Raw genomic sequence first — 238 nt, 5'->3', positions numbered from 1 at the left:
CCCTATTTTACCGGTGGGGCCAGCATTTCCTACTACAATCCCTACGCATACCTGGATGGTAAAAAATATTATCTACAGCCCCTGCGTACTGAAGGGCAGGGCTCTGCCCAATACCCGGACCGCATGCCTTACAGCCTGGTAGCCCCTGCTTTTGTGGTGGGCGGCGGTGTTAAGTATAATGTATCCCGTAGTGGGAACCTCGGCCAGGAGCTGCTATACCCTTTTACCGGGGCAGACG

The 238-nt window shown here is 54.6% G+C and carries 1 pseudogene; it reads left to right on the top strand.

Annotated elements, in window-relative coordinates:
• Positions 1 to 238, top strand: a pseudogene (locus KVT36_RS32125) (hypothetical protein); the annotation flags it as partial.

The sequence above is a fragment of the Chitinophaga sp. GbtcB8 genome, from assembly GCF_019091455.1.
Classification (GTDB): Bacteria; Bacteroidota; Bacteroidia; order Chitinophagales; family Chitinophagaceae; genus Chitinophaga.
Note: the sequence above shows the minus strand (reverse complement) of the source record. Positions and strands in the feature narration are given on the sequence as shown.